Here is a 26,040-nt window from a genome sequence, read left to right on the forward strand (position 1 = left end):
CACCATCGCTAGCAAACTCCTCCGTAAACTCTACGCACCACGCACCGGAATGTTATTGTTCATGCGCACTCACGAAGATCATTCAAGCCATGCAAGATGACATCCTTAAGCAATCCTTTGGTGGGTTGATGGCCTTTATTGCCGTCGCCCGGGAAAAGAGTTTTACTCGAGCAGCAGCACATCTAGGCCTGTCTCAATCCGCGGTCAGCCATGCCGTCAGCTCACTGGAGCGAAATCTGGGCACGCGCTTGCTTGCGCGCAACTCCCGCTCAGTCTCGCCAACGGAAGCCGGTGAACGGTTACTGGCAACTGTCGGTCCCCGCTTCGAAGAGATCGACGCTGAATTACTGGCGTTGTCAGAGCTGGGCGAAAGCCCAACCGGGACCGTACGCATCACCGCATCGGATCACGCCATCCGATCGATCATCTCCCCAAAGTTGAAGAAATTCCTGCCGAAGTACCCTGGAATAAAAGTCGAGCTGTTCGCGGACAATGGGCTTATCGACATCGCAGCAGATCGTTTCGATGCGGGCGTCCGATTGGGTGAGGCGATAGCCCAGGACATGATCGCCGTACGCATCGGTCCTGACATGCGATTCACCGCAGTAGCGACCAGGCGCTACTTCGCCAGCAGCCCTGAACCAGAGACGCCCGAAGACTTGATGCAGCACAATTGCATAAACCTGCGTCTTCCTACCCATGGTGGATTGTGGCCTTGGGAGTTCGGGGAAGATGGCCGGCAGTTGAACATGCGGGTTGATGGTCAGCTGATTTACAACAGTATTTATGATTGCCTTGATGCAGCCATTGCAGGCTTGGGTATCGCTTATGTACCTGAAGACATCGCTGAGCCCTATGTCAAGGCTGGCCACCTGATTCCGGTACTGAAAGACTGGTGCCCGCTGTGGACAGGACTTCATCTCTATTACCCAAGCCGTCGGCAACCCTCCGGGGCTATGGCTTTATTAATCGCCGCGTTGCGCCACGAGTCATGACAGAAAAAAAAGGCCCTGCACAGCGTACAGGGCCCGAAAGAGCCATGAAGACTCAAGGGATGAACGTTCCACCAAGGGCAAGTCGAGCGATGCGCACTACGACCTACGTTCAGACTTGAAGCCACAACATCCTATGCAAACCGGGCAGTTGCGGCTTCAAAGATGGGTTACTTCAGGTTGGTTCGGAAGAAAGAAGTCAGCTTGTCGAACGGAATCAGGTTCACCCGATCATACAAGTCCACGTGGCCCGCGCCTGGCACGATGAACAACTCCTTAGGCTCACCCGCCAGCTTGAAGGCTTCTTGGCTGAACTCCAGCGAGTGTGCTTCAGAGCCTGCGATGAACAGCATAGGACGAGGCGAAATCGACGCAATATCGTTGAACGGATAGAAGTTCATGAACTTCACGTTGCTGGTCAGCGTTGGATGCGTCGTCACTTCAGGCGAAGACCCGGCCGGGGTGAACTCACCACGAGGCGTGCGATAGAAATCGAAGAATTCGCGCTGGATGGGATGGGTGTTCGCGTCCAGTTTATGCACGGTACCGCCGGTGTACTTGGTTTCCCCACCCGTGAATTCTACATAACGCTGCTCAGCCGCCTCTGCGATGATCTGCTTGCGCTGTTCAAGTGTTTGCGAGTGCTTGAGCGCGTCGCGGTTGGCTGCGCCCATGTCATACATACTGACGGTGGCAATCGCCTTCATCCGAGGGTCGATTTTTGCCGCACTGATGACAAAACTGCCGCTACCACAGATGCCGAGAACGCCGATGCGGTTGCGATCGATATACGACTGGGTTCCAAGGTAATCGACCGCTGCGCTGAACGCTTCGGAGTAAATATCCGGCGCCACGGCGTTACGCGGTTGCCCCTCGCTTTCGCCCCAAAACGATTGATCGATCGCAAGGGTCACAAAGCCTTGTTCAGCGAGTTTCTGAGCGTAAAGATTTGAGCTTTGCTCTTTGACCGCCCCCATCGGGTGGCCAATGACAATCGCAGGGCTTTTGTTGGCCTTATTCAAATTTTTCGGGACATACAGGTTCCCGACGACTTTCATTCGGTACTGATTATTGAAGGATACCTTCTGCTCAGTCACCTTATCACTCTTGAAAAAGTTGTTCGCGCCGTTGGACATATCGGCTGCCACCGCGGTAAACGAACTAGCCAGCAGGGCCAGCGTAAAAAATAATTTCTTCATGGTGTTGTTCCTAATTAAGAACCGATGTGTGGACATCCACAACGACTGCGGCCTGGCCCAGGCTCGATGAACGCCAGTGGAATCAAATCTAGCTGGTCAACTGCGCTGAACGGAGCATTGGGCTTTGACGCCGGGCACTACCCTTCATGGCATTAGGTCTAAGCCCACAAAGGATCAATTCGTCGACGTCAATGTATTCGAGGCGCTGTCTGGAAAACACCACATCCAATTGAATGGAGTCATGCATAAAATTGATTAATAGACACCGGACTGCCTGCAATCCTGGACTGGTGCGCTGACGATTTTATTAGCTGCAGTTTAGGGAGTTCCCACGGAGTACGGGAGATTCATTAAATCCCACCTTTAATCATTGACGAAAAAACTCCATCGCCCCACTGCGCCAAGCATCAATGTAACAGAATAATGCAGACCTAATCGTCGATTCTTCCATACCGGTTTCAGACTATATCGCGTTGATCCGCAGATGCCTTGGCGGCTTCATCGCGAATGCCCGTACTGCTCATCAGTAACCGGCTCCAGCCACTCGACATTTTTCCCGCCCTGTACCTCTTGAATTGCCAAGTGCGTCAAGCCAGTGGTATCCGTGGCCCCGTGCCAATGTTTTACACCCGGCGGGGTCCAAATCACATCACCAGGCTTGATGACGATTTTCTCCCCCCCTTCTTGCTGAATCCATCCAACACCGGCCGTGACGATAAGATTTTGGCCCGCCGGATGAGTGTGCCAAGCTGATCGGGCCCCTGGTTGAAAGGTCACAGCACCTGCCGTAACCCTTGATGGCGGGCGCGCTGCAAATAAAGGATCAACCCTGACGGTGCCGACGAAATTCCTGGACGACCCCAGGACAGAAGGTTGCTCCCCGTTCCTGACAATTTGCATCGCGCTGTCAGGCTCCTCTGCAGCGTGCAACGAACTTGAAACCATCAAGGTTACGCTAAGCATTGACATGGCAAACGTTATTCTCATCGATAAAATCCTGCTTGGAATGGGTTATCTGAACAGGAAGGGACGGCACGGCCGATCATCCTCACAAGGGGCGTATAACGTCCTGGATCCTCATCAATGCCGGCGCCAACCCCCGTACGATTTCGTTGGCCTTGGCCGTGGGCACCAGCTCCCTCGAACGTCGAATGAACAAGGGGTCTTTAAAGTGAACGCGCAGCTTCGCCAGCGTATTACTCACCGCTGGCTGCTTTACGTTCAGTCGTTCGGCTGCCCGCGTCACGCCTCGCTCGCGATAGACCACCAAGAGAATGAACAAGGCATTGAGATCGATCGCCGTAAATAGCGCTTCATCAAGCTTCATCGTGCGGCCCCCTTCCGATTTGGGGCGTGAAACTGGCAAACGTCAGGTTGGAACATGACGTTACCAAATGATTGACCAACGCCGTCATCGACTCACTTTCAAAGTGCTCAGTCATCATCGATGCCGCGCTCCAGTAGCCACTGAAGACCCACAAACCAGGATCGCGGGAGCTGCGAATCACGCTATACCCCAGGCATCCGTGTACTTTTTCAAAGGTCTCCGCGTACGCCTTCAAACGCTGTTCAAAGTGTTGGTCAACCTCTTCGATCACCCGAATCTCCAAGGTATTAACTGCGGCGATATTCATATCCGGCCCTGCTTTGCTTGGGTAATAAAATTAAATGACAACTGCGTGCAATGCCTGTGTTGCGCGCAATCAAGTCCCGCATCCAACGAAAGCATTTCTGCTGCACCAGCGAGACAAAACTAGCCCCGGCAATGGCGCCATGGCTATACGGCACCTGATTGATACGCTAATGAGCTTTTCTCAACAGTGCTCGTGCTTGAACTGCGCCACCACGAGTCCCGTTGAACAACGGTGGCTAAGCCATGAGCGGCACGTCCTGCAAAGACAGATATCGCCGAATCAAGAAGGCACCTATGAAAACAACGAGTTAAGAGCTATCGCGATAAACAGAATGGCAGCACTTGAACATCGTCGGGGCGCGATCCGGTGAATGCCGACTGAGCTTTTGGCAGCCATGAAACGCGGTCGTGAGGATTGCATCTACGCCGCGCGCTCTTCCAGGGAGATATATCCCGCAATAATTTACTGCCGTGGAAAGGCGTGACACCTCCCTCCCATGACCACCACAAGGGAAGCGCTAACGATGAGCAGCGCAAACCCCGAGAGACTTACTATCCCGAAGTAGCTTAGGAGCAAACCACCTACGGCACCTCCGCCAAAAATCCCCAAGTTGTAGATGGTCGTCAATATCGCCGTTGCCACCTCCGCATTATCTTCTGCCACCCGCCCCGTCGCTGATTGAAAAACAGTAGGCATGCCGCCGAACGAAGCCCCCCACACAAATATCGCAGCCGAAGCGATCATTTGATACGGAGCTGCTATCAGCACAACCATCGTCACAGCCGTGCACGTCAACGCGGTGGTCGCTATGAGCCGCAGCCTTGTATCGACGAAACGTCCGGCGATCAGTACGCCCAGGATGGCACCCGTACCGAACAGAAACAGGCCCTGAGCGGTCCCGCCTGACAGCCTGTTTTTTTCCGCAAGCGGCGCCATGTAGGTGTACAGCGTGTAATGAGCCAGGATCGCGCAAAAAGCCGACAGCAAGATCACTCTCAACCCCGGGGTGCGAATGACGTCATGAATCGAAGTGCCTTCCTTGCGCCCCTCTCCCGGCATGGGCGGCACGACCAGCAAAACCCAAACGATGACAAGCAGCGCGAGCAGCGAAAGCAATCCATAGCTGAAACGCCATCCAAGCAATGAACCCAGCATGCTACCCAAGGGCAAACCGGCGACCATGGCCACGGTACTCCCCGCCAGGGTAATCGCGACAGCCCGTCCCATGTCTTTGCGATCGACCAAGCGGATGGCATAACCACAGATGACCGGCCAGACAACTCCTGCGGCCAGGCCAGCCACCACCCGTGACGCGACCGTCAGCGCATAAGACGTCGAGATGGCGGTAATACCGTTAGCCATTGCAAAGCTCAGCACGAGCATGATGTACAAGGATTTGCGAGGCAGACTTCGAGTGAGCGCCACAATGGGGATTGCGGCTGCAGCGGAGGCCAATGCATAGATGGAAACCAATAAACCGATACCAGCGGGGGGCTGCTCAAGGCTCTCCGACATCGCAGGCAGAACCGCTGCCGGCATCGTCTCGGTCAGAATGGTGAGAAACGCTGTAGTGGACAGAGCAAGTAGCCCGATCATAGGCAGGCGACCATTATTGGCACTCATGGGCAAACTCCTTAATCGGATGCGTTCGTGCGAAGCGCATTGATGCCTTGCGCATCAAAAAAAGTCCGACATTAGCAGGAAGCAGCTTCAGGAAATGCCTGCCTCAGTGAATGCTCCTATGAATTCAAGTGGTCACTGGATTGGCCTTGATCATCGGATAAAGCCAAAGCCCCCAACGCCCGTCACGGAAACTGGGGGCACTGAGTCAGACGCGAGCAGTTTTCTGTAGCACGGTCTTGCTGACCATGTACGAGTCCAGACTCCACGGCCCCCCCTCTCTACCAATACCACTGTCCTTCACACCGCCAAACGGAGTGTCAGGATCCGGCGCACCGAAATGGTTAATCGACAGGACTCCAACATCCAGCTCACGACTCAATCGTTCAGCCTGTTCCAGTGAATTGGTGAACGCAAAAGCAGCCAAACCCACGGATAGACTGTTGGAAATCTCGATGGCCTCATCTAGGGTCGAGAAACGAACCGCGACAGCGACCGGCCCAAAAGGCTCATCGGTCATGATGGCGCAATCTAGTGGAGTGTCGACCAGCAGAGTCGGCGCAAAATAATAACCACGCTCACCTACACGATGCCCACCCACGGCAACCTTGCCGCCACGCGCCAATGCGTCATCGACAAAATGCTGCATCGCGGCGAGGCGCCGGACACTGGTGACCGGTCCGATGTCTGCCTTCGTATCCATGCCGTCGGCCACACGTACCTGATCGGCGGTTGCCACAAACGCCGCTACGAATTCGTCGTAGATACTCTCGTGTACCAGGAAGCGACCTGGCGCAGCGCACCACTGAGCGTTGATCCGAATTTTGCTCTTGAGTGCCATCTTGCCGATTTCCGCGGCATTGACCCCTTCGCAAACGATGACCGGGGCATGGCCGCCGAGCTCCATCAGCACCGGCTTCATGGCCGCACCCGCCAGTTGGCTCAAGTGCTTGCCGACTGCCACCGACCCCGTCAAGGTCACCATGCGGGTCACTGGCGACTCGATCAGGGTCGAAGACACTAGCGCCGGGTTGCCAAACACCAGATTCAATACGCCCTTGGGCAAACCGGCTCGCTCGAAGCACTGAACCATTGCTACTGCCGCGCCAGGGGTTTCTTCTGGGGCTTTCAAAATGATGGAGCACCCGGCGCACAGTGCACCGCTGATTTTTCGCGACGGTGCGCTTAGCGGCACATTCCAAGGCGTGAACGCTGCGACTGGACCAATTGGCTGACGAAGAATCGATTTCTGCATTTGAGCTTCGCCCGGAACGATGGTCCCGTAGGCTCGCAGGGCCTGTGCCATGTCCCAATCGAAGAAGCTCGCCGAACGCTCCACCTCCGCACGCGCATCTGCAATTAATTTGCCGTTCTCTCGGGTGATGATCTGCGCGATTTCTTCGGAACGTGAACGCACGCCTGCGATGGCACGACTGATGATGATATTACGCTCAGCCGGTGGTGTGTCCCGCCAGATTTTGAACCCCCGCTCAGCGGCGGCCAACACGCGTTTCAGGTCAGCGGTCGTGGCCCCGGGAACGCTGGTGAGCGATGCTTCGGTGCTGGGGTCCAACACTTCAAAGCAAGAGGGGCGGTCGAAAATCCATTCACCGTCGATGAAGAGGCCTACGCGCGGATGATCAGCGTCGGCGATGACATTATTATTGGTTTCAATGGACATCTGAATTCCCTCTACATTTGGCGCCAAGGGGCTCGGTTGATATCGCCCTCAATCACCGAAAAAACACTGTGCCGGAAAGGCAATTAATCAAATCTCGACCATCTCGAAGTCCAGCTTCGTCGCCGAACACTCAGGGCAAATCCAATCCTGGGGAACATCTTCCCACCGAGTTCCAGCAGGTATGCCCTCTTCCGGAATACCTTCGGCTTCGTCATACATGAAACCGCATAAAATGCATTGCCAAATTTTGAATTCGCCCTCGGACAAGGCTTGTGTGGACGTGTCATTGCTCATGATTTTTCTTCCGTTTCATTTTCTACTTGTTGGCCCCTTTGCCGACCATGGGAAGCGTTTCGTAACCCTTGGGGGACAGCAACCAGGGCGTTGCTTTCACTTTGCCAGAACAGCTGTTACCGGCCGCACGCGGCCATGGTTGCCATTGCCCTGCTTTCATATGACTGATTTCAGCTCTCTCAGGGACAGCCCTTCATTGGCCGCTTTCGACAGCAGCGGACTAGGTGCCCAACGCCTGCCGTATTGCTCATGCCATTGCTGCACTTGCAGATGGATTTCCGTGGCCCCGATCGTGTCAGCCCAGTACAGCAGCCCTCCTCGATGGCGAGGAAATCCAAAGCCGTACAACCACATGACATCAATGTCACTGGCTCGATATGCCTTACCTTCATCCAGGATCTTGCAAGCCTCGTTGATCGAGGCAAATAACAGACGTTTGAGGATTTCACTGTCGGTAAAGGTACGCTGAGGCGTGCCAAGCTCATGGGCGACGGTCGCGATGATCCGCATCACTTCTTCATCGTGACGAGGTGTGCGGTCACCTTCTTCATAGCGATACCACCCGGCCCCATTTTTCTGGCCCTTGCGGCCCAGCTCGACCATCCGATCCGGGACATGGAGCTTCCTGTATTGAGGGTCAGCTGCCGCGCGACGCTTGCGCGTGTCATAGCTGACATCGAGACCGGACAGATCGCTCACTGCGAACGGTCCCATTGGATAGCCAAATTCAACCATGACCCTGTCGATCTGCTCAGGGCGTGCTCCCTCCTCAAGCAGTAGCATCATTTCCGTGACCAGCGGCGCGCGACTGCGATTTGCCGCGAAGCCATCGCACGTTCCGGAGACCGCGCAGACTTTTTTAAGATCGCGACCCATCTTCATTGCCCGCACAACTGTCTCGATCGAGGTTTGATCACCCTTCACGATTTCGCACAGTTTCATCGCGTTCGCGGGAGCGAAGAAATGAGCGCCGGCGACGCTCTGAGGCCTGCCTGTCATGTTGGCCATGACGTTGATATCAATCGCGGAAGAGTTCGTTAGCAACAGCGCGCCAGGCTTCATCACCGCATCAAGTTTGGTGAACACATCCTTCTTCAGATCTATCCGTTCAAACACCGCTTCAACCACGACATCACAGTCGCCGATCTCTTCGTAATGAGAGACAGGCTGGACAAACTGAAGGCATGCATCCATTTCTTGCACAGTCATGCGTCCGCGCTTGACCTTTACGGCGTAGATGTCACGTATGCGCTGCAGGCCCCTGTCCAGTGCTTCGGCACTCGCTTCCAGGAGTTTCACCACAATGCCTGCATCAGCGAAGCAAATGGCAATACCGGCGCCCATCGTTCCCGCGCCGATCACAGCAGCGGACGTCACACCAGCAGGCTTGAAACCCGGGGGCGCATCCGGAACCTTGGCAGCCTCGCGCTCGGCAAAAAATGCGTAGCGAAGTGCCTTGGCAACATCAGAACCCTCCAGCTCAGAAAACAAGCGGCTCTCAACCTCTAGAGCCTCATCAAACGGCAGGTTGAAAGCTGCTTCGATACAATCGATCGCGTACTGAGGCGCCTTGTTGTGAGGAGACTTTTTGGCTGCTTCGCGGCGTGCCGCTTGCAGCAAATCCATGGTTGTCGCATCCATCGGTTCGAGCGCCAAATCGCGTACGCGCTGCGGTTGAGCGTGCGCCACTGCTTTTGCATACCTTACGGCAGCGTCACGAAGCTCTTGGTTTTGTGTTCCTGGAACAATCTGGGAAATAAGCCCGATCTGCAATGCTTCGGGGGCATGGATATGGCGGCTGGAGACGAGCAAATCGGTGGCTACGGCCGCCCCGACCAGCCTTGGTAAACGCTGCGTACCGCCGCCTCCTGGTATCAGCCCGAGAGCGACCTCGGGCAATCCGAGCTTGGCTGTGGGCAATGCAATCCGGTAATGGCAAGCGAGGGCGTGCTCGAGACCGCCTCCCAGCGCATATCCATGAATAGCAGCGACAGTCGGCTTGGCGCTGGCGTCGAGTGCCGCAGCACTCATGCTGGTAGTGATTGTTCTCGCCTTGCCGAACTGTCGAATATCAGCACCCGCGATGAAATTCTGGCCACCCCCCATCAACACGATCGCCGCGACAGCCGGGTCGGCGTTCGCATGGGTAACGGCGTCAATGATGCTCCCTCTCATCTCGGGAGTCAGGGCGTTGACGGGCGGATTGTTGACTGTGATTACGGCCACAACACCTTCGACTTCGTAACTGACCATCAGGCTTTCGCTCATCTCATCTTCCTGTCTCAAAAAAAAATATGGCCTGCCCCTACCCCGCGACCGCTCGCACCCAATGAGCATCCAGGTTTGGCCCGGAAATTTGAGTGCAGCGCCATCCTGCGCTCCAAACAACGTTGAATCGATGGTAGCATGAGTTTTGATAATCAGCACGGATTTCACTGATCGGAACTTTTTGCTGTGCTACTTTAGTCTTTGACGCTGGACCGATCCCCCTGAACGAAGGTACCGGAAAGCACATTCGAGCTTCATCTTCATGCACTGAGGAAACCCTAGAGATGACAATAAAAGGCAGGGCATACATCGTCGGAGCGTATGAGCACCCCCTACGCAAGGCCCCCCACCATTCGGTGGCACAACTACATGCGGAGGCGGCGAAAGGGGCAATTGAAGACGCGGGATTAAGCAAAGATGACATCGACGGATATTTCTGCGCGGGCGATGCACCCGGCGGGAATGTATGGTCGATGGCCAACTACCTGAATCTGGACAAGCTGAGGCATGTCGATTCGACCGATATGGGAGGATGCTCTTATCTCGCCCATATCGCCCACGCTGCAGAATCAATAGCAGCGGGCAGATGCAACGTGGCTCTGATTACACTGGCTGGTCGCCCCAACTCTGAAGGTATCTCTGGGATACAGGCGCGCGTACGAGGAGTCAATCTACCGGACGCGCCATTCGAGATGCCCTATAACCCAGTCACGTTGAACCTCTATGCCATGTGTGCGATGCGCCACATGCATGAGTACGGCACAACCAGCGAGCAACTGGCGTGGGTCAAGGTCGCCGCCTCTCACCATGCGCAACACAACCCTCTGGCGATGTTGCGCAAAGTGGTCTCGGTCGAAGATGTATTGGCATCGCCGATGATTTCTGACCCGCTGCGGCGTCTCGATTCCTGCGTCGTGAGCGACGGCGGCGGCGCAGTTATCGTTGCCCGCCCGGAGATTGCGAAGGCCCTCAACAGACCACGGGTACGGATACTTGGCTGCGGTGAATCCACTAAACACCAGATGGGTGGACGCCTCGACTTGAGCTATACCGGAGCCGCGTGGACCGGCCCTCGAGCCTTCGAAGAGGCGGGTGTGACACCGGCCGACATCCAGTACGCCTCCATCTATGACAGCTTCACCATCACCGTCATCCTACAACTTGAAGACCTGGGATTCTGCAAAAAAGGCGAAGGCGGAAAATTCGTGTCGGACGGCAACCTTATTTCGGGCATCGGCAAGTTGCCGTTCAACACCGATGGCGGCGGCCTGTGCAATAACCATCCCGCCAATCGCGGCGGGATCACAAAAATAATCGAAGCCGTACGACAGCTTCGAGGCGAGGCTCATCCAAAGGTGCAAGTTCCCAACTGTTCGCTAGCCCTCGCCACCGGCATCGGCGGCGCGATAGGTCATCGGCACGGTGCAGCCACCGTCATCATGGAAAGGGAGTAAAAACATGTCGACCCCCTACACAGAACGCCCCATCAGCGACCCCATCCTGAACCCCGGTGATGAACCCTATTTCGATGCTGCGGCCGAGGGGCGCCTGCTCTTGAAGAGCTGCAATGCCTGCCATCAACCGCATCATTATCCTCGTGCGTTGTGCCCGTTTTGCTGGAGCACCAATGTCGAATGGATCACCGCAAGCGGGACCGGGACAATCTACACCTTCAGCATCACAAGACGCGGCGCATCAGCACCGTACTGCATTGCCTATGTGCGCCTTGACGAGGGACTGATGATGCTTACGAATATTGTCGATGTTGATCTGGACAGTGTTCGCATCGGGCAGCGGGTCAGGGTCGCGTTTAAAGAATCAGAAAGCGGCATGTCCGTTCCCATGTTCACAATTGACCATTCGGAGGCTTGAATGAGCAGCCGCGCCGTACTCTACAGCGCCGTAGATGATGTCATCACGCGCTATATGATTGACGTAGACAGCGCAACGCTCCACAGGATGGAAAGCGTCACTGTGGCCTCAAAGGTGCAATACGCATGGCCTCATCCATCCGGCGGCTTCCTGTATGTCTCAACAAGCGACGGTGGCCCGAGGGTGGAGTCCCATCACAATCACGTCAGCGCTTACTCGTTGGGACCTGACGGGCAACTCAACACTCACGGCTTACCTGCGCGACTTCCCTACCGAGCGGTACATTTGTGTATCGACCCCCTGGGACGATTTATCGTCAATGCCCACAATTTCAAGCGCGGCTCATTGACTGTGCACCGCATCAACGCAGACCGTACAATTGGCAGTTGCCAGGCTCAGGATCCGGACACCGACTTTGGGGTCTATCCGCACCAAGTCATGTTTTATCCATCCGCCAAACAAGTCCTGGTAGTTGACCGCGGCAATAACGCAACGACAGACAAGCTGGAAGATCCCGGGGCACTCCGTTCATTTCGGCTAACTGAAGAGCATCTCCAAATGAGCGATGTGGTTGCGCCGAATCATGGCTATGACTTCGGCCCGCGGCATGTCGACTTTCATCCGACGCATCCGTGGCTTTACGCAGCCGACGAGCGAACCAACCGTCTCTACATGTTCCGACATGACGGTGACCGGATCGAGGCCGAGCCAGCCTTCACGCGGGGAACGCTGCGAACCCCTGAGCACGTGCGCCCGCGACAACTCGCCGGTGCAATCCATGTTCATCCAAACGGGAAGTTTGTTTACCTGGTAAATCGCGCAGATGCGACGCACTCCGACCAGGGGCACCAAGTGTTCTCCGGAGGTGAAAACAACATAGCCGTCTACGCTATCAACCCTGAAACAGGCGAGCCCACACTCGTTCAGCATGTGGACACTCGTTCCTTTCACGTCCGAACATTTGCCTGTGATCCCAGTGGCCGTTTGCTCGTCACGGCGAGTATCAAGGCCTTGGCCACATACGATGATGAAAAAGGGCTGGCTGTAACGCCCGCGACACTGTCGATATTCCGGATAGGTGATGACGGGCATCTCAAGTACGCTCGAAGCGTCGATGTCGAGACGCCAGGAAATCAACTTCAGTACTGGATGGGTATTGTCGGGCTACGTTGATTGAGCGGCAATGCGCCGATGGTCCCCCACTGCCAGCAGTGGGGGACTACAATTAAATACGATTGAGCAGCCGGCCGCCGTCCACCGCCAATGAGATACCAGTGATGAAATTGGCTTCATCGGACGCAAGAAACAGGGCCGCATTCGCAACATCCCAAGCGGTTCCCTGGCGGCCGAGCGGCACTTTGGCGTTGCGCTCCGCGCTGACCTGCTCACGCGTCTGGTTCCACGCTTGAATACGCGCCTCAACCGCCATCGGCGTCGAGATCAAGCCTGGCAGGATGCAGTTTGCCCTGATCCCATAAGGAGCATTTTGAAGCGCCAACTGCTCGGTGAAAGCAATGACACCCGCTTTTGTAGCCTTGTAGGTAACGTAGGGATACTTACCCAATGCCGCCGCGGATGACACATTGACGATAACCCCGCCCCCTTGTTCGCGCATGAGTGCTACTGCGTGCTTACAGGCAAAGACGGTACCGCGAAGATTGATACGGCAAATGTTATCGAACTGATCTTCGGTGATGTCCATCAAGTCGGCGTCACCACCGGCGAGGCTGACCCCCACATTGTTGTGCAGGACATCCAGGGCCCCCCAACGTTTTTTTGCCATCTGCATGGCAAGGGCCAACTCATGTTCCCGGGTCACATCCGCAGAAAATGCTGCAGCGGAACCGCCCTCCTGAATGATCATCGCCGCAGTTTCCTCAGCGGACTCGATTTGCCGATCAACGGCCAGAACGTGCGCCCCTTCACGTGCAAATCGAATGGCCGCCGCTCGACCGTTACCCATGCCTTCGCCCGGGCTTTGTCCAGCACCAATAACAACAGCAACTTTCCCGGCAAGCCGCCCTGCCGGTGTGTACCCCTGCGTTTGATCCAGTGAGCCTGCCATTTCCGCCCTCTCTTATTTTCATGTAAGCGATTGAACTAACTGATAATTTTAAATAGTAGACTGGCACCAACGCCGTTTTCCTGAACAGGCGTCGACCCTCGACCTGCCACAGAGACGCTCAGGCAGGTAACGCCCGCGCCCGGAAGGAAGTCGAAATTGATACTATCACATGTTCTTATTATCGATACCTGTTCCGATCATCAGAACCAAGAAAATCAAAACTGACTCTTTATCCAACGACATGATGCCTGTACAAATCGTGGTCATGCCGTTTTCGCAGTGCTATTATCAGTTCTAACTAGCAGCATATGTTTCATTCATCGGAACCATAAATTCCCCACAAAAATAATAGGAGGGAAAATGACATCGAACGCCACCATATTGATCGGCGGGGACTGCGGACCCACGCATGGACCGAAAGACGGCTTCCCGGTGGAGGGATACACAGAGCTCGTCCTGCCGACCCTTGCCTCGGCCGATATGCGCTTCATCAACTGCATGCGCACCTACTCGGACCGCACCGTGCGCGCAGATCATGCCCCACAAGTCGGTCAGCCCGTTGAAATGGCTGCTATTTTCACCAATGGCAGGTTCGATGCGGTGACCCTGGCAAACAATCACAGCTACGACAGCGGCCCGGATGCCCTCGTGGATACCCGGGACTTCTTTGTCTCGCGCGGCATCCAGGTGACAGGCGCAGGTCGGGATCTGGAAGAAGCACGATGTCCAGCAATCATTGAACACGACGGGATCAAGGTCGGTTATATGGGCTATACCTCGCTCGGTCCTGCCGGCAGTGAGGCAGGCCCGCAAAAACCTGGCGTGTCCAGTATCAAGGTCGATACCTCCTATGAAACACGTGGTCCCCACCAGCCCGTTCGCATTCGCACGGAACCCGATTCCAGCGACCTGGCGAACCTGATCGAGGACATCAAGAAGCTGAAAGGTGAGGTAGACGTCGTTATCCTGGCTTTTCATTCCGGCGTCATCCGGCTGCCACGCGTGATCTCCGATTACCAGGTGACCGTAGCCCATGCTGCCATTGATGCCGGTGCAGATATGGTGGTGTGTCACGCACCGCATATTCCCAAAGCGATCGAGATGTATAAGGGCAAAGCCATCTTCTACAGTCTCGGCGTGTTCGCAATGACCAAGTCGTTTCCCGCGCCTTCATGGAACGAACCCGCCTGGTCCCACGGTGCGGTTCGCAATCACGCGGACCTCGACCCCGAATACCCTTTCATGCCCTACGGCAAGGCCTGTACCTTGAGCTTGCTCGCCAAAGCAGTGGCGACCAAAAACGGTATACAAAAAGTTTCGTTCCTTCCGATGGTCATGGACGCACGGTATCGGCCTGAAGTGCTGAATCACGACGATCCTCGATTCCATGAAGTGCTTTCCTACTTGGAATGGGCCTCCGAAGACATGCCACATCGATTTAGCGTTGAAGGCAATGAAATCATCGTATCGGAGTAAATCATGGACCTGAAGATCAACGGAAAAGTGGCAGTCATAACCGCCGCCAGCGCAGGTTTAGGCAAGAACATTGCTCACGCACTGGCGGCCGAGGGCGTTCACGTGGTGCTGTTTGCACGCTCGGCGGACAAACTGGCCGCCCTCGCCCAGGAAATAACGGCAAAGCACGGCGTGCGTGCAGTCGCCATTGCCGGCGACATGCGCGTCGCCGCTGACGTAAAGCGCCTCGCCGACACGGTGAACGCTACATTCAACGGCACCGACATCCTCGTCCTGAACACGGGACGAGCCCCCAATCCGCTGCGGGCGACGCTCGACGAAACTGAAGAGGAACGGTGGCAAGAGGCCTATCAAAATCAACTCTGGGGAACCATCCAGGTAGCCAAGGAAATGGTTCCTCAGATGCTCAAGAAGCAATGGGGTCGCGTCATCGCCATTACCTCGGCATCAGTAAAGCAACCCATGCCGCACCATAGCCTTTCAACCGTTTTTCGCGCCGGCGTTACCGCGTACATGAAACATCTCGCGAACGAAGTGGGCTCTTGCGGCATCACTGTCAATTGCGTAGCACCGGCGTTGATCGACACATCGCACCGCACCGGCACCGCCGCGTACACCCCGGAGCAGGCAGAGGCGCGCCGCAAACTTACGCCGCTCGGCCGCATGGGGGAGCAAGACGAGGTCTGTGGCGTGGTCGCGTTTCTCGCATCCACACAGGCGGGTTTCATCACTGGATCGAGCATCAGCGTTGATGGCGGCATGATCGGTTCATTGCTTTAGCATTCAGGCAATATGCTCTCATCCCCCCCCCAAGAACAATAAAATTATCTGCACCATTCCCCCTATACGTCGCATGCGTCGGTTGAATGGTCACAAGAGAGGCGACAGGCAATGAAAATCGGATACATCGGGCTCGGCGCCCTCGGCAGTCAACTCGCTCGTCGATTCCTGTCTCACTCGTTATGCGTGTGGGATATCAACACGGCTGCCGTCGACACGTTCAAGAAACTGGGCGCCGATGTCGCGCCTACGGCGGCCGACCTGGCTCGCCGGTGTGACGTCATCTTCCTGTGCCTGCCACGCAGTTCGGACGTCAGGTCTGCGCTGTTCGGTCCAAACGGCCTCGCGGCCGGATTGGTGCCGGGGACGCTGATCATTGATCAAACAAGTGGTATCCCGGGCGAGACCAGACGTATGGCCGAAGAACTGGCCGAACGCGGTATCGACATGATGGATGCTGCGGTGTCTGCCAGCCCCCTGGTCGTTGCCGAAGGCAAAGCCACCCTGATGGTTGCGGGCCCGGATACGGTTTACGAGCGCGCCCTCCCCGTTTTACAAGTTATCACCCAAACGATTTATCGTTGTGGCGAAAGGGTCGGCGACGGTCAAGCCATGAAAATGGTCAACAACGCCATGAATGCTGGCTGCCGACTCGGGACCCTTGAAGTCGTGGCCATGGGCAAAAAAGCCGGCCTGTCACTGCCCCTGATGGCGGACGTGTTGAACCGCAACAAAGCGCGAAATCAAACCACGGATAGAATGCTACCCGCGCTTGCCCAGGGAAAACCCTCCACCAATTTCGCCCTCGCATTGATGCTCAAAGACGTCGATCAAGCCGTCGCGCTGGGAATGTCCAGGGATGTCCCAATGCCGCTAACCGCTCTGGTCAGGGCATTGTTGCAAATCGGAACCAACACCCTGGGGCCAATTGCGCAGCTCGAAGACATGGTCGGGCTCATCGAAAGCATGGCGGCGACAAAACTGTACGACGGCGACGCCGTGAAGCTGACCACGGATGGCGCCCCTCAAGCGTGCCCTGAAGGTGACGCCATCGAGTTGGTCACAGGTGCGATCGCATCGCTATGCAGCGCGATTACTTATGAATGCACGGCGGCAGGCCTGCGATATGGGTTGGCATTGGAAGACATGGCACAGGTCCTGGAAAAGACATCGGGATGGAGTGAATCCTCTCGCTCTATTTATACCCAATTGTTATCCAGTCACGCCCTGGACAACACGGCACTCTCGAGCGAAAAAACCATCCTCAAAGCGGCCTGTTTGCGCGGCAATGATCTTGGAGCTCCCATGTTGATCGCCAATGCTGCACGAAGCCTCTTCGAGCAAGCGGATCATCAGATCAGCGATCCAGTCCCGATAAAAGACTTGAGCACGTTCTACAGCTCTATTTCCGCGGTTCAGTTCAAGCCCTCCTCCAACTGCAATTGATTGGCGGCTCACGAATAGTGAGCGTGGAATCGATCGAGGTCTATAGGAAAACCAAAGTCTGTCCCGATGCGGCGGTAAGCCAGCGGCACCTTCTGCAGGAAACAAGCCCACGCTCGGCTACCTGCCTGGTCCGGCAAACCTCGCCAACCTATTAACAAATAGTGAACGCGTATTGCTTTTAAACCCCAGCAACACGCGTCTTTCTAACATAACCTTCGTTAGCGGATTGCGTCATCGCAGAAACGCTTTTCACAAACATTACGCTCGCTGACCACCAAGATTCATCTGGCGAAAATGCAATATTGATCCACGCCTCGAACATCTCTAAGGCCTGATGGCGAAGCAACACTGTTTCATCCTGCAGTCTTGATGCATCAGCTTTGCATCAACTAATAAAAACCATCCTGTCACAGGAGAAGACGCATGACGAAGACGAAAACGACCAGCTCTCGGCGATCGCTAGCCGCTGGCGCTATCGGGAACTTCGGTGAGATCTACGATTTCGCTGTATTCGGGTTCTCAATACCCATTTTATCCGTTCATTTTTTTCCCGGCTCAGATCGAACTGCCGCGCTTCTGAGCACGTTCGCAGTCTATGCAGTGGCCTTCGTAGCCCGCCCCCTGGGTGGCTTGATGTTTGGCTATCTGGCGGACCGCCTTGGCCGTATCAGGGTCATGGCGATGACCGTTTGGCTCATGGCACTAGGCACCGCGATCATCGGGCTGCTTCCGACCTATGCAACCATCGGGATCGCCGCACCGTTACTGCTGTTGCTCTGTCGAATCGCACAAGGCTTGGCACTGGGTGGCGAAACGACCGGCTCGACCAGCTACATCGTCGAGTCGGCACCGGAAAACCGCAGAGGATACTGGCTTGGCTTCACGCTGATTTTCTCTCACCTGCCCAACGCCGTCGTGGCCGGTTTGGTCGTCGCACTCCAGCTTGGAGCGGGGGATCAAGCGTATTCAGACTGGGCGTGGCGCATCCCTTTCCTTCTTGGAGGCATTATCGGAGTTGTCGGGTTCTGGTTGCGCCGCAACATCGATGAGCCTGAAGAGTACAAGCAAGCCCGCCAGGCCAGTAAAGCCAGCAAAATCAAGAAAAATCCGCTGATCGCGGCCATTCGCTGCGGTGGATTGAGGGGTATGTTGCACGTGTTCATGGTCCAACCTGTTTTTTCGGTAGGGGCTTACCTATTGCTCGGCTTTATGTACACCTTTCTAATTGAGGTCGGGAAGCTGGATTCCACCTCGGCTTTAATCTCAAACGCCATCGCCGTCATCGTACTTTCAGCCCTACTTCCGTTAGGAGGTTTATTGAGCGATCGGTTTGGCCGCAAGCGAGTACTGACATTTGGTGCGGCATGGATAGCGCTCTCGGCATATCCGGCCATGTACTTGGCTGCCTCGGGTTCCTTCGCTAGCGCTGTGGCCGGGCAAACACTCCTCGCTGCCGGATTGGGGATTTATGGGGCAGCCAGCTTTGTGGCCGCAGCGGAATTTTTCCCGACATCGTTCCGTGCAACCGGACACGCGATTTCCTATCAGACAAGTGTCGCGATGTTCGGCGGAACGTGCCCATTGATCGCTGCGTACCTGTCCCAGGCGTTTGGCTCCCCGCTGGCGCCGGCCTTTTACGTCACGTTGATTGCCGTGCTCTGTCTGATCACAACTCAGTTTGTTCCTGAGACTCGTGGAGTAAACCTGCGCACCTCGGTGGGCAACAAGACAAGCAACAAGGCGAGTGAATTGCCGCAGCCCCAGAAAGCAATGCGGCAAGAGCTTTCTACATAACCCTTTTTGCAGTCAACTGATCGCTGAGCGGCTCAAGATGTGCGCGGACTGAAAACAGTCCGCCTCATCGGCTGAGCCGCCGAACATATCGCACCCGAACAGGATCGGTTGTAAAGGCGACTACCGCTCCAAATTGGCCGTTTGCCCGTCCTCCCTGTTTATGGGCTTAACTATGAAAATAAAAAACAAGCTTGTGCTGACGTTCGTATTGGTCGCGTTTATACCCGTGAGCTTGGTCGCAGTGATTTCGGTGACTAACACACGAACGCTGGCAGTTGATCAGTTTATGGATGGCAGTACGCGGGAAATACGTCAGATCGATGGCAACATTCGCCAGTTTTTCGACGCCAGCCAGCAAAATGTCGATCAAATGGCAACCGATCCAGTTTATGTATCGGTTGGCGCGCTGAAGAACTACCAGACCGGCGATGCCGCCAGCCGACCATTGCCTCCTGCGGCCCAGCAACTGATCGAAAGGTTTGCGCATTACGGTGCGGCCCACCCGTCCGCGGCGATTCTCTCCATCGGCCTGGAGGACGGCTCCTATGCCAAATGGCCAGATGATCCTCAGCTGGCCAACTACGATCCGCGTTCACGCCCTTGGTATAAAGCGGCGATGGCGAGCCCTGGAAAAACCGTACGAACACCCGCTTTTTATCCAGCCTATGATTACGGTAAGGAAGATGCAGCACTGGTGGGGACAGCCAGGGCAATGATCACGAGCGATGGCATCGTCAAAGGTGTGTTAGCCGTGAACGTGTCTTTGAAAAACCTCACAGAGCTGGTCAAAAGTATCAAGCTTGGCGAAAGCGGCTACGTGATGTTGATCGAGGACGGAATCGTACTGGTAGACCCCCGCGACACGACGCATAGCTTCAAGCCGCTCAAGGACCTGGGCGCGGCCTATGCAAAGTTGGCCACCATCCCGCAGGGATCAACCGAGGTTGAACTCAATGGGATCCCTTACATGGCCAACGTCTGGACGTCGCCTGATCTTGGCTGGCGCTATATCGGCTTGATCGAACGTAGTGAAGTCATGAGCGCGGCCACTCGCATGACCTACCTCACCACCCTCATCGTGGGAGGGTTGACAGTCATTTTTGCCTTGGTCGCCGTGGCATTTTCCAAGTCCATCGTCAAACCCATCAGCCAGGTCAGCACCGGACTGCAATCGATCGCACAGGGCGAGGGAGATCTGCGTCGCGAACTAGAGTTTCAGGGTAACGATGAAACCGCTGAACTGGCAGGCTGGTTCAATAAGTTTCTCAGCGCCATACGTCAGTTGATCCAACACATCGGCGCCGCATCGAGCAATCTGCAAAATGCCTCGAGGGTTAACAGCGAGGTAGCCAACAACATGAACGAGGCCGCCGGGAGACAGCGCGAAGCGGTGGAGTTGGTGTCGACCGCGTTCAACGAGATGGTCGCAACCGCCAATGAGGTGGCCCGTTCATGCAGCGGCGCAGCAGAGTCCGCCGAGAATGGACATCGCCGCGTGGCGGAGGGCAAGCAGCAGATCGAGATCACCACGGACAACGTGAATCGCCTGGGACGCCGTCTGACCGAGTCGTCGCAGTCCATGACAGAGCTCGAAGCCGGCAGTCGCAGCATCAACCAGATCCTTGGCACCATTCGCGCCATTGCCGAGCAAACCAATCTGCTGGCCCTGAACGCAGCCATTGAAGCCGCCAGGGCGGGCGATCAAGGCCGAGGATTTGCAGTGGTGGCAGATGAAGTCAGAGCACTGGCCAAGCGCACATCCGATTCGACCGGCGAAATCGAGCAACTGCTCGGCGCACTAGGCAGCAAGACCCAGGAGGTCATGGGCAAAATGGGTAGCTGCCTGGAGCTCTCGCACGCCAGCGTATCGTCCATCGAGAGCACTCGAGACAGCTTTGAAGGCATCCAATTGTCGGTCAATGAAATAAGGGATCAAAACCTGCAGATATCCGCCGCTGCTGAAGAGCAGCATAGCGTGGCCGAAGAGATCAATCGGCATATCCAGCAGATTTATGACGAGGCTCGGCTGGTGGAGAGCTTGGCCAACTCTGCACAAGATGACTCCGGCAAGTTGTCGAGTCTGTCAGATGAACTGAACGGTCTGGTGGGGCGCTTCAAATCGTGAACCGTCGTCGTTCGCCTGGAAGTCCCAACTGGTCCATTCGCATGGAAGTGACCAGCGGAGCGTTTCGTTCTCGCGATGAGCCGCTGTCAAGACATCCAGGCTTGAGGCCAGGCGCACATCATCAGTCGGATGTAGGGGCGGGCAAGGCCACCTCTCCACCGAATTGTCGCGATATGACTTCGGCACCCTTGATCGCCAATTCGATAAACTCCTTTTCATTCATGTTCATTCGGACAGTCGGTGCCCCCACCGACAAGCAATAGTGCACTTCTTGATTGACGTCCTTGATGGGTACCGAGATCGCCGAGATGCCTAACAGCCGTTCGCCATGGGAAACGGCATAACCCTGCTCCCGGATCATGGCGAACTCTTCAAGCACCGCGCCATTGGTGCGCTTCGTCGCTTTGGCAACATTTTTGACTAACGGGGTGAGCTGGGCTTTGGGCATATAGGCCATCAAGACCTTTGAAGCAGACCCTACCAACAAGGGAATCTGTTCACCCGCCTGGACCACCGCGCGCAACGGTGCCGAGCTGGTAGTGACCGAGTCGAGACAGACTCGATTGCGATCACTCACCGCATGAATGGAGACTGTTTCTTCAGTCTGCTCAGCGAGTTCTTGCAATACGGGTCGAGCGATCTCACGAATACCCAGGGTACTTTTTACCAGGCCAGCCAAGCGCGTGAACCGGAAGGACAAGCAATATTGCTGCTCGAGACGTACCAGGTAGCCAGCCTTTTCAAGACTCTGGACAATACGAAACGTCGTCGACTTCGGTAGCTCGATACGGTCTGCAATGTCTTGAAGCGTAAGGCTGCTGCGGTCTGAACTAAAGCTTTCGAAAACTGCCAAGATACGTTGCACAGAGCGCATCATTCTTGAAAAACCCCATCAAAATCGTTGATCGTAACGATCCTCCTCGACACGAAATGCTTCATTCGCCAACAAACGAGAATCAGTCTCAAAATAACATACTAGCATGACGCTATTTCACTCGCCAACTTCAGTTCCACCCACCGAACTTGAGAACGGAGGCACATCGCGACGGCTGGCGAACGCGCCTTGTTCAGTCGGGCACCGTTACCAGCTGCGTGCCCAGCCAACGTTTATCCGAAACCAACGTACGAACGACGTCAGCCAAAACAACACGTGCTGCCAAACCCGCCGGCGACAACTCATCGTCCGACAAACTGGCGACTTGATTCAAGCGGGTAAAATTGAACTCGGAAATGGGTACCGTATCGAAACGGTCTTTATCATGCCTTGCAAGTGCCGCGCTAGGTTGCACCGTCATCCCCAAGCCCGCCCCCACCGCGTCCATGAGTATCGCAAGCCCGTCGATTTCCGCGATGACGTTCATCGTGCAGCCTTCTCTTTCAAAAGCATTGTTTATCAGCGCCCTGAGGCCGTGCGTACTGCCGGGCAATATAAGGGGGACGTTGGAAAGCTCACTGATTGACAGCGATTCACTCTTGCGGACCAGGGAAAAGTCAGCTGCGGAAATAGCGAAAAGACGTTCATTTACCAGCGGTTGAGTGCTGAATCTGCGCCCATGATCAGCGCCAAACAATATCGCAAGATCGATCTGTCTAGCACTCAGCATCCGCTCCAGGTTGCCCGATAACGCCTCGACAATACGAAGGGAAATATCCGGGTATCGCTCTCGCATCGCCTCCATGAACGGCAGTGCAACGACGCCTGAGGTGGATGGAGCCAATCCCACCGTGACATGCCCGGCGAACCGTCCAGTCCGGGCCGCGTGGGCCGCATCCTCTGCGTTGCGCAATACCAGTTGTGCTCGATGCCAGAATGCCAATCCGGCGCTGGTGGGCTGCACGCCGCTCTTCTTTCTTAGCAGCAACCGAACGGACAGTTCATTCTCCAGTCGACTGATTTGTTGACTGAGGGCCGAGGTGACAACATCGAGTTCAAGCGCTGCTCGCCCCATGCTTCCACACTCAACTACCCGGACAAAGTAGCGCAGTTGACGCAGTTCCATCGGACACCTCCACTATCACAACGATGCCTGGACCGGTCGGTCCAGGCACGACACGCTATTTGCCGATAAAACGCGGTTTCCTTTTTTCCTTGTAAGCTTTGATGGCCTCCTTGTAATCATCCGTGGATTGCACCACGGCCATCTGCGCAGCCACCGACTCCAAGCTCGTCCGCAAATCAGTCCGCAGCGATTGGTATAGCAGCTTCTTTATGCTGCGTTGCTGGATGGGAGGGCCATCCGCCAGGCGTGTAGCAAAATCCAGCGTTTGCTGCATGAGTTCGTCATCACTGAATACTCGGTTGACGATGCCTAATGCCAACGCCTCCTCAGCACTGACGAAATCGCCCGTCCATAATAATTCCAGGGCTTTCGCGGTACCGACTATGCGCGGCAGCAAATAGCAGCCACCATTTCCAGGGATCAGGCCAACACGAATATAAGCCTCAGCAAATCGAGCCGACTCTGATGCGAAACGCATATCACACTGCAACGAAAGATCCATGCCCGCCCCCACCGCCGCGCCGTTTACCGCCGCGATGAGTGGCTTTTCAAAGTTCTCGATCGCTAATGCCACCTGGTGGGTGACTTTTTGCAATCTGATTTTACGCTCGAGCGGCGTTGGATCCCCCTCTGCGCTTTCGGCGGCCCGACGGCCCAGGTCGCCTCCGGAGCAGAATGCATCACCGGCACCGGTAATGACGAAACAACCGATGTCATCATTTTCATCGGCAGCCAGCAATGCAGTGCGAAGCGAATCCAGCATGCTCTCGCTCAAGGCGTTCTTTTTTTCGGGCCGGTTTAGCTTGGCTACCATCACCCGGCCAACGGTACTGACTTCTAGATCAGACATCATATTCCCTCAGTTCGATATGGACACGCCGCCCGTGCAAAACCACACTCGTTGCCCGCTGCGCTATTGCTCGGCCTGAGCCAGTGCACGGTGTCGTGCATGCTCGTCCCGAGCCTGCAACAATGCAGCTCTCAGCGAACGATTGAGCCACCGCTTGTTTTCGGCAAACGTGCGCGGGTTCTTTGCCCCCAACGCCTGCCCCAGCGCCGAAGCTTTCAAATGGAGTTCGTCTCGCAGGGCTACCTCGCGGACCAGCCCTCTCGCCAATGCTTCGGTAGCCTTCATCGCCCTGCCACTCTGAATCAGATCAAGCGCCAAAGCGCGTCCGCCGATGACCTCTAAAATGTTTGCACCCGAGAAGGTGGCGATACCCAAATCAATTTCGGGCAGCGACAGTTTCGCGGTATCGACGGCGACACAGGCATCCGCCAAGAGCGCAAGCATCGCGCCACCTCCCGTCGCGGTACCATTGAGCACTGTGACAACTGGCTTGGGGCAGTCCATCACGGCGTCCTGTAGCGCCGCCAACGCCAACGACCTTCGTTCACGCTGGCGTGCCGTATCACCATCCGCCGGTTGTTCACGAATATCGACCCCTGCGCAGAACACGCGCTCACCAGACCCGGTCAACATCACCGCGTTTATCTGCGGGTCATCAGTGGCCGCCTGCAGTGCAGCCGTCATACGCTCCATCATATCCACCGTCATCGCATTCGCCTTAGCGGCACGATTAAGAGTGATCCACAGGAGCGACTCATGTCGCTCAACCGTCAACTCGCTGGCTAGTTCATCCACGGACATCTTCCTCTACGTGCTTGTTTTTATTTCATCGAGACACACGACCCGAGTTCTACTGGGGAGTCTTTTGTCCCGACACAAACATGTCCGCGAAAAACTCTTCCTCGGGGAGTTTGCGTAAGGCCACAAAATCCTGCCTTGCCGATTGCACGACGACGGGCGCTCCACAGGCATAGACCTGATGCTGGGAAAGATCCTCGTAATCTTCCATGACTGCACGGTGAACAAAGCCGACCCGACCTTCCCATAGGTCGTCGGGGTGCGCTTCTGACAGGACAGGTATGAACGTGACGTTGTGACTTTTCGTCCAAGCCTCGGCAACGGAACTCAAATACAGATCCGAGGCCCTTCGCCCGCCCCAATAGAGCGTTATTTCACGACTCGATGCTTTTTCAAGTTCGCGCTCAATCATGGCTTTGATCGGTGCGAACCCTGTGCCGCTGGCAACGAAGACCATTGGTTTGTTACTGTCTTCACGCACAAAAAAAGTACCTAGCGGGCCTTCAAGGCGCACCAGGTCGTTTTCTTTCATGACATTGAAAACGTGTTGGCTAAACGGGCCACCGTAATTCCTGAGATGCAATTCCAACACGTTGTCGTCGGGCACGTTTGCCAGCGACAAACTGCGACGAATACCGCCTGGCATCACCACGTTGATGTATTGCCCAGGCAAAAACCTGAAAGACTCCTTGGCAGGAAGGCGCAGGCGAATTCTCATCACATCCTCGGCCAGGCGCTCGAGACGATCGACACGGGAAACAAGCCGACGAATAGGGATGTCTTGCGTTGCTTCCACCACCTCGCAGGCGATCGTCAATGCGGTTAAAGCCTTTGCCTGGCACAGGAGCGCGTATCCCTGCTGCCGGTCCTCGTTGGAAAGTATCGCCATGCTGGACTCCGCATGATCGACCACCCCGTCGAGTACTTTGGCCCGACAGGTTCCGCAGATGCCATTTTGACAACTGTAGGGCAGTTGACACCCGCTTTTGAGGGCGGCAGCAAGTATCGTATCGTCTTGCTGCACCTCGAACGTGCGGTCGATAGGCTTCACATTGACCCGATGCGTCAATGTGGCGGACAGGCTGTCATTCATAGCGATTCACCCCTTTACAGAATGTTTTGTACATTGCTCTTCCTCGCGACAAG

At 55.7% G+C, this 26,040-nt stretch carries 23 protein-coding genes and 1 pseudogene; 10 read left to right on the plus strand and 14 right to left on the minus strand.

Annotated elements, in window-relative coordinates:
- The first annotated feature begins 89 nt into the window (after positions 1–89).
- The gene (locus AO356_RS30280; protein ID WP_013692832.1) at positions 90–995 is read left to right on the plus strand and encodes a LysR family transcriptional regulator; all 906 of its coding nucleotides are present in this window, start codon (positions 90–92) and stop codon (positions 993–995) included.
- 167 nt (positions 996–1,162) lie between these two features.
- On the opposite strand, the gene AO356_RS30285 is transcribed toward AO356_RS30280, so the two are convergent.
- The 8 genes from AO356_RS30285 to AO356_RS30320 form a co-directional block, all read right to left on the minus strand.
- Positions 1,163–2,191 carry an alpha/beta hydrolase gene (locus tag AO356_RS30285; RefSeq protein WP_013692831.1) on the minus strand — a complete coding sequence of 343 codons (1,029 nt, stop codon included), beginning with the start codon at positions 2,189–2,191 and terminating at the stop codon, positions 1,163–1,165.
- 498 nt (positions 2,192–2,689) lie between these two features.
- The gene (locus tag AO356_RS30290) at positions 2,690–3,178 is read right to left on the minus strand and encodes a cupin domain-containing protein (RefSeq protein ID WP_060743003.1); all 489 of its coding nucleotides are present in this window, start codon (positions 3,176–3,178) and stop codon (positions 2,690–2,692) included.
- Between the two features lie 61 nt (positions 3,179–3,239).
- Positions 3,240–3,518, minus strand: a complete 279-nt coding sequence (locus tag AO356_RS30295) for a LysR family transcriptional regulator (protein WP_060743004.1) — start codon at positions 3,516–3,518, stop codon at positions 3,240–3,242.
- Positions 3,508–3,825 carry an antibiotic biosynthesis monooxygenase family protein gene (locus tag AO356_RS30300; protein ID WP_060743005.1) on the minus strand — a complete coding sequence of 106 codons (318 nt, stop codon included), beginning with the start codon at positions 3,823–3,825 and terminating at the stop codon, positions 3,508–3,510. Before AO356_RS30300 ends, AO356_RS30295 begins: the two co-directional genes overlap by 11 nt.
- Positions 3,826–4,287: 462 nt before the next feature.
- Positions 4,288–5,448 carry an MFS transporter gene (locus tag AO356_RS30305; RefSeq protein WP_060743006.1) on the minus strand — a complete coding sequence of 387 codons (1,161 nt, stop codon included), beginning with the start codon at positions 5,446–5,448 and terminating at the stop codon, positions 4,288–4,290.
- Positions 5,449–5,653: 205 nt separating this feature from the next.
- Complete coding sequence (locus tag AO356_RS30310; protein ID WP_060743007.1) at positions 5,654–7,126, minus strand: NAD-dependent succinate-semialdehyde dehydrogenase; 1,473 nt, start codon at positions 7,124–7,126, stop codon at positions 5,654–5,656.
- A gap of 87 nt (positions 7,127–7,213) precedes the next feature.
- Positions 7,214–7,345 (minus strand): rubredoxin, encoded by a 132-nt coding sequence (locus tag AO356_RS33250; RefSeq protein WP_041931358.1) that lies wholly within the window; start codon positions 7,343–7,345, stop codon positions 7,214–7,216.
- A 231-nt stretch (positions 7,346–7,576) separates the two neighbouring features.
- A complete protein-coding gene (locus AO356_RS30320) occupies positions 7,577–9,688 on the minus strand; it encodes a 3-hydroxyacyl-CoA dehydrogenase NAD-binding domain-containing protein (protein WP_060743008.1) in 2,112 nt (703 codons plus the stop codon).
- 284 nt (positions 9,689–9,972) lie between these two features.
- Here AO356_RS30320 and AO356_RS30325 point away from each other — a divergent pair, with 284 nt between their 5' ends.
- From AO356_RS30325 to AO356_RS30335, 3 genes are read left to right on the plus strand one after another with little or no spacing between them, the layout of a single operon-like run.
- Complete coding sequence (locus tag AO356_RS30325) at positions 9,973–11,142, plus strand: thiolase domain-containing protein (RefSeq protein WP_013692824.1); 1,170 nt, start codon at positions 9,973–9,975, stop codon at positions 11,140–11,142.
- Positions 11,143–11,146: 4 nt separating this feature from the next.
- The gene (locus AO356_RS30330; protein ID WP_060743009.1) at positions 11,147–11,560 is read left to right on the plus strand and encodes a Zn-ribbon domain-containing OB-fold protein; all 414 of its coding nucleotides are present in this window, start codon (positions 11,147–11,149) and stop codon (positions 11,558–11,560) included.
- On the plus strand, positions 11,561–12,733 hold the full coding sequence (locus AO356_RS30335; RefSeq protein ID WP_060743010.1) for a lactonase family protein: 1,173 nt from the start codon (positions 11,561–11,563) through the stop codon (positions 12,731–12,733).
- Positions 12,734–12,785: 52 nt separating this feature from the next.
- Here AO356_RS30335 and AO356_RS30340 read toward each other — a convergent pair whose 3' ends face one another.
- Positions 12,786–13,625: an SDR family NAD(P)-dependent oxidoreductase gene (locus AO356_RS30340; RefSeq protein WP_060743011.1), complete on the minus strand. Its 840-nt coding sequence runs from the start codon at positions 13,623–13,625 to the stop codon at positions 12,786–12,788.
- A 360-nt stretch (positions 13,626–13,985) separates the two neighbouring features.
- Here AO356_RS30340 and AO356_RS30345 point away from each other — a divergent pair, with 360 nt between their 5' ends.
- The 6 genes and pseudogenes from AO356_RS30345 to AO356_RS33575 all read left to right on the plus strand — a co-directional run bounded on the left by AO356_RS30345 (position 13,986) and on the right by AO356_RS33575 (position 21,246).
- Positions 13,986–15,101 carry a CapA family protein gene (locus AO356_RS30345; protein WP_060743012.1) on the plus strand — a complete coding sequence of 372 codons (1,116 nt, stop codon included), beginning with the start codon at positions 13,986–13,988 and terminating at the stop codon, positions 15,099–15,101.
- 3 nt (positions 15,102–15,104) lie between these two features.
- Positions 15,105–15,881, plus strand: a complete 777-nt coding sequence (locus AO356_RS30350) for an SDR family oxidoreductase (protein ID WP_013692819.1) — start codon at positions 15,105–15,107, stop codon at positions 15,879–15,881.
- A gap of 111 nt (positions 15,882–15,992) precedes the next feature.
- Positions 15,993–17,327 (plus strand): NAD(P)-dependent oxidoreductase, encoded by a 1,335-nt coding sequence (locus AO356_RS30355; RefSeq protein WP_060743013.1) that lies wholly within the window; start codon positions 15,993–15,995, stop codon positions 17,325–17,327.
- A gap of 423 nt (positions 17,328–17,750) precedes the next feature.
- Positions 17,751–19,121, plus strand: coding sequence for an MFS transporter (locus AO356_RS30360; RefSeq protein WP_060743014.1), 1,371 nt, complete (start codon positions 17,751–17,753; stop codon positions 19,119–19,121).
- A gap of 370 nt (positions 19,122–19,491) precedes the next feature.
- Positions 19,492–20,343 (plus strand): annotated as a pseudogene (locus AO356_RS33570) (cache domain-containing protein); the annotation flags it as partial.
- A gap of 198 nt (positions 20,344–20,541) precedes the next feature.
- Positions 20,542–21,246 (plus strand): methyl-accepting chemotaxis protein, encoded by a 705-nt coding sequence (locus AO356_RS33575; RefSeq protein ID WP_420480626.1) that lies wholly within the window; start codon positions 20,542–20,544, stop codon positions 21,244–21,246.
- A 121-nt stretch (positions 21,247–21,367) separates the two neighbouring features.
- On the opposite strand, the gene AO356_RS30370 is transcribed toward AO356_RS33575, so the two are convergent.
- From AO356_RS30370 to AO356_RS30390, 5 genes are all read right to left on the minus strand, one after another.
- Positions 21,368–22,120 (minus strand): IclR family transcriptional regulator, encoded by a 753-nt coding sequence (locus AO356_RS30370; RefSeq protein ID WP_060743254.1) that lies wholly within the window; start codon positions 22,118–22,120, stop codon positions 21,368–21,370.
- A gap of 193 nt (positions 22,121–22,313) precedes the next feature.
- On the minus strand, positions 22,314–23,246 hold the full coding sequence (locus AO356_RS30375) for a LysR family transcriptional regulator (protein WP_013692814.1): 933 nt from the start codon (positions 23,244–23,246) through the stop codon (positions 22,314–22,316).
- 55 nt (positions 23,247–23,301) lie between these two features.
- On the minus strand, positions 23,302–24,096 hold the full coding sequence (locus AO356_RS30380) for an enoyl-CoA hydratase/isomerase family protein (protein WP_060743255.1): 795 nt from the start codon (positions 24,094–24,096) through the stop codon (positions 23,302–23,304).
- Between the two features lie 63 nt (positions 24,097–24,159).
- A complete protein-coding gene (locus tag AO356_RS30385; RefSeq protein WP_081015488.1) occupies positions 24,160–24,891 on the minus strand; it encodes an enoyl-CoA hydratase/isomerase family protein in 732 nt (243 codons plus the stop codon).
- Positions 24,892–24,946: 55 nt separating this feature from the next.
- Positions 24,947–25,987 (minus strand): CDP-6-deoxy-delta-3,4-glucoseen reductase, encoded by a 1,041-nt coding sequence (locus tag AO356_RS30390; RefSeq protein WP_060743017.1) that lies wholly within the window; start codon positions 25,985–25,987, stop codon positions 24,947–24,949.
- Positions 25,988–26,040 lie beyond the last annotated feature (53 nt).

The organism is Pseudomonas fluorescens, from assembly GCF_001307275.1.
In the GTDB taxonomy this organism is placed as follows: Bacteria; Pseudomonadota; Gammaproteobacteria; order Pseudomonadales; family Pseudomonadaceae; genus Aquipseudomonas; species Aquipseudomonas fluorescens_AA.

Excerpts from the sequence above, each read along its gene's own strand:
- AO356_RS30280 (WP_013692832.1), top strand. The coding sequence starts at position 90 with ATGCAAGATGACATCCTTAAGCAATCCTTTGGTGGGTTGATGGCCTTT.
- AO356_RS30285 (WP_013692831.1), bottom strand. The coding sequence starts at position 2,191 with ATGAAGAAATTATTTTTTACGCTGGCCCTGCTGGCTAGTTCGTTTACC.
- AO356_RS30290 (WP_060743003.1), bottom strand. The coding sequence starts at position 3,178 with ATGAGAATAACGTTTGCCATGTCAATGCTTAGCGTAACCTTGATGGTT.
- AO356_RS30295 (WP_060743004.1), bottom strand. The coding sequence starts at position 3,518 with ATGAAGCTTGATGAAGCGCTATTTACGGCGATCGATCTCAATGCCTTG.
- AO356_RS30300 (WP_060743005.1), bottom strand. The coding sequence starts at position 3,825 with ATGAATATCGCCGCAGTTAATACCTTGGAGATTCGGGTGATCGAAGAG.
- AO356_RS30305 (WP_060743006.1), bottom strand. The coding sequence starts at position 5,448 with ATGAGTGCCAATAATGGTCGCCTGCCTATGATCGGGCTACTTGCTCTG.
- AO356_RS30310 (WP_060743007.1), bottom strand. The coding sequence starts at position 7,126 with ATGTCCATTGAAACCAATAATAATGTCATCGCCGACGCTGATCATCCG.
- AO356_RS33250 (WP_041931358.1), bottom strand. The coding sequence starts at position 7,345 with ATGTATGACGAAGCCGAAGGTATTCCGGAAGAGGGCATACCTGCTGGA.
- AO356_RS30320 (WP_060743008.1), bottom strand. The coding sequence starts at position 9,688 with ATGAGCGAAAGCCTGATGGTCAGTTACGAAGTCGAAGGTGTTGTGGCC.
- AO356_RS30325 (WP_013692824.1), top strand. The coding sequence starts at position 9,973 with ATGACAATAAAAGGCAGGGCATACATCGTCGGAGCGTATGAGCACCCC.
- AO356_RS30330 (WP_060743009.1), top strand. The coding sequence starts at position 11,147 with ATGTCGACCCCCTACACAGAACGCCCCATCAGCGACCCCATCCTGAAC.
- AO356_RS30335 (WP_060743010.1), top strand. The coding sequence starts at position 11,561 with ATGAGCAGCCGCGCCGTACTCTACAGCGCCGTAGATGATGTCATCACG.
- AO356_RS30340 (WP_060743011.1), bottom strand. The coding sequence starts at position 13,625 with ATGGCAGGCTCACTGGATCAAACGCAGGGGTACACACCGGCAGGGCGG.
- AO356_RS30345 (WP_060743012.1), top strand. The coding sequence starts at position 13,986 with ATGACATCGAACGCCACCATATTGATCGGCGGGGACTGCGGACCCACG.
- AO356_RS30350 (WP_013692819.1), top strand. The coding sequence starts at position 15,105 with ATGGACCTGAAGATCAACGGAAAAGTGGCAGTCATAACCGCCGCCAGC.
- AO356_RS30355 (WP_060743013.1), top strand. The coding sequence starts at position 15,993 with ATGAAAATCGGATACATCGGGCTCGGCGCCCTCGGCAGTCAACTCGCT.
- AO356_RS30360 (WP_060743014.1), top strand. The coding sequence starts at position 17,751 with ATGACGAAGACGAAAACGACCAGCTCTCGGCGATCGCTAGCCGCTGGC.
- AO356_RS33575 (WP_420480626.1), top strand. The coding sequence starts at position 20,542 with ATGGTCGCAACCGCCAATGAGGTGGCCCGTTCATGCAGCGGCGCAGCA.
- AO356_RS30370 (WP_060743254.1), bottom strand. The coding sequence starts at position 22,120 with ATGCGCTCTGTGCAACGTATCTTGGCAGTTTTCGAAAGCTTTAGTTCA.
- AO356_RS30375 (WP_013692814.1), bottom strand. The coding sequence starts at position 23,246 with ATGGAACTGCGTCAACTGCGCTACTTTGTCCGGGTAGTTGAGTGTGGA.
- AO356_RS30380 (WP_060743255.1), bottom strand. The coding sequence starts at position 24,096 with ATGTCTGATCTAGAAGTCAGTACCGTTGGCCGGGTGATGGTAGCCAAG.
- AO356_RS30390 (WP_060743017.1), bottom strand. The coding sequence starts at position 25,987 with ATGAATGACAGCCTGTCCGCCACATTGACGCATCGGGTCAATGTGAAG.